General features: G+C 28.0%; 4 protein-coding genes. All 4 read left to right on the top strand.

What is annotated here, in order from left to right; genetic code table 11:
- The first annotated feature begins 208 nt into the window (after window positions 1-208).
- The 4 genes from Q4586_RS13840 to Q4586_RS13825 all read left to right on the top strand — a co-directional run bounded on the left by Q4586_RS13840 (window position 209) and on the right by Q4586_RS13825 (window position 5,792).
- Entirely contained in the window at window positions 209-436 is a 228-nt protein-coding gene (locus tag Q4586_RS13840; RefSeq protein ID WP_303529962.1) for a hypothetical protein, read from the top strand.
- Window positions 427-720, top strand: a complete 294-nt coding sequence (locus Q4586_RS13835; RefSeq protein WP_303529961.1) for a type II toxin-antitoxin system RelE/ParE family toxin — start codon at window positions 427-429, stop codon at window positions 718-720. Before Q4586_RS13840 ends, Q4586_RS13835 begins: the two co-directional genes overlap by 10 nt.
- A 494-nt stretch (window positions 721-1,214) precedes the next feature.
- Complete coding sequence (locus Q4586_RS13830; protein WP_303529959.1) at window positions 1,215-1,760, top strand: hypothetical protein; 546 nt, start codon at window positions 1,215-1,217, stop codon at window positions 1,758-1,760.
- A 291-nt stretch (window positions 1,761-2,051) separates the two neighbouring features.
- Window positions 2,052-5,792, top strand: a complete 3,741-nt coding sequence (locus Q4586_RS13825) for an nSTAND3 domain-containing NTPase (protein WP_303529958.1) — start codon at window positions 2,052-2,054, stop codon at window positions 5,790-5,792.
- The last annotated feature ends 347 nt before the right edge of the window (window positions 5,793-6,139 follow it).

Raw genomic sequence — 6,139 nt, 5'->3', positions numbered from 1 at the left:
CTCGCGGATTTTCTATTCAGATTCTATTTACTAAATTAGATGCTTAAAACACGCCACTAATCATACACAAAACCGTTGGTTTTAATGCCAAAAAAACAAGAATTATCAACTTTCAGATTTAAACTGAATAGATAATTCTAATATGAAATGAACTCGAAATAAAATTTGAAGATAAAAAACTATCTTTGTAATAAGAAAAGTTAAGATTATGAATATTGAAACCACGAAATTAGAATTAATGCATCTTTTACTTCAAACACAAAAAGAAAGTATTTTAAGTAAACTTAAATCAGTTTTTGACGAAGAACAAACTGATTGGTGGAATGAAATGTCTCATAATGAACAGGAAGAAATTAAAACTGGTTTAGCTCAAGCTGACAAAGGAGAATACACATCTAATGAAACAGTAATGAAACGTTTTGACAAATGGCGTTAAAAATAGTTTGGACACCACAAGCAGAAAATGGATTAGACAAGGTTATAGATTATTTAGAGAAAGAATGGACAATAGTGGAAATTCTGAATTTTGAACAAAATATAAATGAGCTTCTAAATCGTATAAGTAAGTATCCTGAGATTTGTCCTAAAACTGGAAAGTTTAATAATGTTCACAAAGGATTGGTTGATAAAAATAATTATATAATCTACAGAATTCAACCAAAAAAAGGAATAATTGAAATCATAAACTTTAGAGGAACGAAACAAAAGCCTTTAAAATAGGATGAAAAAAGCACTAAAAACCAACAATGTATAAAAAACATAGGGCTTTTGTGCTAACTTCAAAGTTCTGTATTTATTTATGAAGTCCACCAAATATAAAATTTGGCATTTTCAATATAAAAGATAAATACAAAATATTATATTTGGCTAAGTGTCAAACCCGAAGTACAGTGCTTATCCTCTACCCTACGTGTTTTATACTAAACGTTGGGCGTCATTAAAAAAAACAGAATTCCAAATTGAAAATCCTACCAAAAACAATATATAAAATATTCCTTTTTGTCGTTCTGACTGCGATTACTCAAATCGGCGGAATAGTTTATTTTATAAGTCTATTGGTTTCTAAAAAATGGAATAAAAAACTGAAGTTTAAAACTCTGATTATTTTTGTAAGCCTTTATTTGGTTTCTACACTTTTAATTGCTCCGTTAATTGCACCAGTTTTTGGACGAGAAAAAGTAAAACATTCGAAAAAAATAAAACCAACAAATTATATGACTGTTTTATTAAACAGGAATTATATAAGACCAAAACTAAATGAATTATTAAGCAAAACGGAAAAAGAACTAAACGGAACGAATATTGAAATTCATTATTTAGATGCTAATTTTCCTTTCATTAATAAATTCCCCCTACTTCCTCATTTGAGTCATAATGACGGAAAGAAAATTGACATAAGTTTAATTTACGAAACTAAAAACGGAATTATAACGGACAAACAAAAATCTATAAGCGGTTACGGACTTTTTGAAAATCCGAAATCAAATGAATATAATCAAATTGAAAAGTGCTTAAAAAACGGATATTTTCAATATGACTTTCCAAAATATTTGACTTTAGGAAAAATCAATAATGAATTACTCTTTTCAGAAAAAGGAACAAAAAAACTAATAGAAAAAATCTTAAAAAATCAGAATTTAGGAAAGTTATTTATTGAACCACATTTGAAAAGCAGAATGAATTTAAAAAATAATAAAATAAGATATCACGGATGTCGAGCAGTAAGACACGATGACCATATTCACATACAACTGAAATAAAAAATAACGAACGCACAACAACGTGTATAATTCATTGCTAGTTATATCCTACTTACGAAAGTCCTCGCGGACTTTCTATTTGTGATTTATTTGCTATATTTAGTGCTTGAACACGCAACGCATCATACACAAACACGTTGTGCATAATGCGAAAAACGAGCGTAAAACATCAAAATTTGAACTAAAAAAGCCAACGCACAAACAGCACATTTGTTTTTTTGCCGACACATAATCCAACCCTGAAAAAACCAAAAGAGCTGTTCTTGCCAACGCTCAAAGAATATCGACATTATGAGCAGACTACAAACAATAGAAAACCAACTTAAATCAATAAATGGAGCTGTTTTCCAAGAACTTTGTGATAGTTATTTAGCAATTAGAAATAAAAATTATTCTGGGTTATCAAGAGTTGGAAGTCAAATTGGAAAACAAAAAACGACAAGAGGTACACCTGATTCATTTTTTCTACTTCCTAATGGAAATTATCTTTTTGTAGAAACTACAACCGATATAAGTACTAAAAATAAATTATCAAATGATATACTAGCCTGCTTTGATTTTAAAAAGACAAAAATACCAATAAACAAAGTTGAAGAAATTATTTTATGTATAAATTGGAATATAAATCAGAAGGAAATACTAAAGCTAAATAAAATAGTAAAAAGATATAACAACAATGCAATTGTTAGTTTTATTATGTTACAAGAATTAGCTATAGAACTTCACTTAAATCATAGAGATTTAGCGCATAACTATTTAGGTTTACCACTAGATACAGGTCAGATTGTTTCAATTGAAAATTTTATCAAAGAATATGACCGAGCCTCAAGAGGTATTGCAACTCCTTTGAATAATAAATTTTTACATAGAGAGACAGAATTAAAACAACTAAGTAACGCAATAGATAGTCACGACTTTATAATTCTCACAGGAGCTCCAGGAGTAGGAAAGACAAAGCTAGCAATTGAAACAATTAACAAGTATTTAGCAAACAATGAATCTTACCAAGCATATTGTGTTTCATATAAAAATCATACTCTACTTGATGATTTGTATCAATATTTTGACGTAAAGAAAGACTATTTGCTTTTCGTTGATGATGCTAACAGAATTGATGCATTTGAACAAATAACAGGATTTTTTAAAGCTAATAGAAAGGGGAAACTAAAAATAATAATTACTGTTAGAGATTATGCTTTTCAAGAAATAGGGAGAAAATGTCAAGAGTTTTCAACTGAGAGAATAGATTTACATAAGTTTACAGATGAACAAATTATTGATATAATACAATCAGAACCATTTGAAATTTTAAATCCTGATTATCATAAAGAAATAGTTAGAATCTCTGATGGAAACCCAAGATTAGCTATAATGACTTCTCTTTTAGCAAAAAAAGAACAAAATTTATATGCTTTACAGAATGTGTCTGATTTATTTGAAAAGTATTTCTCAACATTCATCAAAGATGATGGAGAATTTGAAAAATCTTTAAATATCAAATGTCTTGGAATTATTTCATTCTTTTACACTATACCATATAAAAATAAAGAAGTAACAGAATCAATTCTAGAAAAATTTGATATATCCTACAATGATTTTATAGATACAATTGATAAACTTGACAAGTTAGAATTAGCAGAAATTCAGTTTGAACACGTGAAAATTCCTGAACAAAACCTTGCTACGTTTTTCTTTTACAAAGCATTCATAAAAGATAACTTGATCTCGTTTCAAGTTTTATTAAATAACTACTTTGATAATTATCAAAACAGGTTTACAGATAGTATTATACCTGCAAATAATACATTCGGTCCTCAAAACGTAATGGATAAGATAAAGCCTGAGTTAGTTCATTATTGGAATCTAATTAAAAGTAACAGCGAAAAATCTTTAGAATTTCTCAAATCATTTTGGTTTTATTTACAAAACCAAACTTTCGAATTTATTTATGAGTATATAGAAACGTTACCGAAAATTGAAGAAACTTCATATGATACTTCTTATGAAAATAATCAATTCAGTTATGACAAAGATGATATAATAGAATTAGCGGGGAATTTCTTTCGCCTAAACAACAATCATCTTAAAGATTCTATTGAATTATTATTTGAATACGTAAATCGACAACCTGATAAATTACCTGAACTTATTCATAAAATAAGAGAACTACTAATCTTTGATAGAGATGATGAACGATATAATTTTTTTAGACAAAAAACACTTTTCAATATTTTAATAGAAGGTGTAACTAAAAAAAATGAATTGCTTGCAACATCATTTTTTGAACTTGCAAAAACCTTTCTTTCACATTCATTCCAACAATTCAAAGGAGGAAGAAACAACAGTTTTATTCACTACCAATACCCTATTCCAAATGACAAAACTATACAAGAGTTTAGAACAAAAATTTGGGATACTTTAGATAATAATTTTGATTCTCATACCAAAATGTCTTTTCAACTGCTACGCAGTTATTCTAAAGTTTATCCAGATGTTAACAACGAAATAATGGAATTCGATATTCCGTTTATCCTAAATATCATTGATAAACACTTAAAGATTGAGGAATTTGAACATTGCAAATATGTGCAAAGTCAAATAAGGTGGTTTAAAAGTCACGACTTTGAGTTAGAAGAATTCACGAATTTTACAAATAAATTTGTTAACGAAACCTATCTTACATTTCTCAAAATAGATTGGGATAGATTTAGAGACAAGGAAATGTATGAGTTCGATGACTTTCAAGAGTATGATAGACTAAAAGAAGCAGAAATAAGAAGTTCATTTATATTAACTAGTATTGATGATATAAATAAGTTTTACAGCACTTTTTTATTTTTAAGAAATTCAGCAAAGAATAATTATAATTATAACAACGCTCTTGATTATATTATAGATGAAAATTCTTCAAAAGATTTTGATAACGGACTTAATTTACTCAACGCAGTCATTGAAAATGGAAATGAAATTAATTATATCCCAAGAACTGTTTTTAGAAATCAATTAAAAACTGACAATATAGCCAATCGAATTTGGGAAGTTATTCAATTAAAAGAGTTTAACTCAAAAGAACTTTGGGAATTATCATTTTACGATTATATAGACGAATCATTGATAAGTAAAAAATATTCTATTTATCTAATTAATACAATTAAAAAAATGAATAGTTCAAACACTATTCATTTTGATAGACTAGAACGTTTTCTTTCAGTAGAACCAAACTTATTTCAAATAATCCTAAAAACTATTACCGAAAAAAACGAAAAAGAGAATACACAATTGCAGGTTTGGATGGATTTCTTTAGTAAGCACTTTAAAAATCTTGGTAACGATATTGAGTTAATAAAAAAGTCATATATACAACAAAACCTGATTCAAAATCATTTTGATTATCAAGGAAAAGGTCTTTTAGAAATATTGAAAATTGATAAAAATTTCTTAATCGAATTTGTTGAAAGTTTATATTCTGCAACGGACAGACACAGTCTTGGTGGCAACCATAGTGATATGAGTTATATATGGCATATAGATGATATTGAAGAAACGCTAATCCAAGTATTCGATTTAATTATTGAAAAAGACTTATATCTTGGTATTTTAGAACATTTTTGTAATGTTTTCTTTAGAAATCTAAAGCAAGAAGAACAGAAAAAAAGAGCAGACAACTTTATTAGACAATATGTAATTGAGAACAATACAAACTATCAAAAAATGGGAGTAATTGTTGACCTAATAAGACATTCAAAAAAAGAACTTTTCGAGGAAATATTCTTACTTTTTCTTTCTTTAAACCAAGATAAAGAAGTCTTTGAAAAACTATTATGGAGAGGAAATGGAGGTTCGTATTCAGGAAATGTGATAATTGGAGATATTCAAGCTTCAGAATGGAGAAATTTATTATCAATTCTAAATAAATCTACATTGGGAATAAAACTAATTCCAATTAAGAATTATATTAACAACCAAATTGAATACTGTTTAGAAAGCGGAAATAGAGAAAGAGAGCGAAAATTTTTAAGAAAAGGATATTAAACGCCAACGCTTAAAGCCATACACATTTACAATTCGCACCAGCCAACGCTACGCCAAAAATTGCAAAAGAGTATGTCTTGCCAACGCACAATTTATAAACTAAACAAGAGACAGCTGAAAGCTAACCTGAACGTGAAAAGCACTATGCACAACACCGTATATAATTTATTGCTAGTTCTAGCCTACTTACGAAAGTCCTCGCGGACTTTCTTGGTCGGTAATTATTTACTAAATTAGTTGCTTGTAACACGCAACAAACCATATACAAACACGTTGGGTTTAATGCAAAAAAATCTCGTTGAATTTCAAAAATTTTAGTCTTTTAAGAACAAAAAAAGTTATTTAAT

The sequence above is a fragment of the Tenacibaculum soleae genome (assembly GCF_030549005.1).
GTDB classification, from domain to species: Bacteria; Bacteroidota; Bacteroidia; order Flavobacteriales; family Flavobacteriaceae; genus Polaribacter; species Polaribacter soleae.
Note: the sequence above shows the minus strand (reverse complement) of the source record. Positions and strands in the feature narration are given on the sequence as shown.

Coding starts and splice junctions, on each gene's coding strand:
- Q4586_RS13835 (WP_303529961.1), top strand. CDS start 427: ATGGCGTTAAAAATAGTTTGGACACCACAAGCAGAAAATGGATTAGAC.
- Q4586_RS13840 (WP_303529962.1), top strand. CDS start 209: ATGAATATTGAAACCACGAAATTAGAATTAATGCATCTTTTACTTCAA.
- Q4586_RS13830 (WP_303529959.1), top strand. CDS start 1,215: ATGACTGTTTTATTAAACAGGAATTATATAAGACCAAAACTAAATGAA.
- Q4586_RS13825 (WP_303529958.1), top strand. CDS start 2,052: ATGAGCAGACTACAAACAATAGAAAACCAACTTAAATCAATAAATGGA.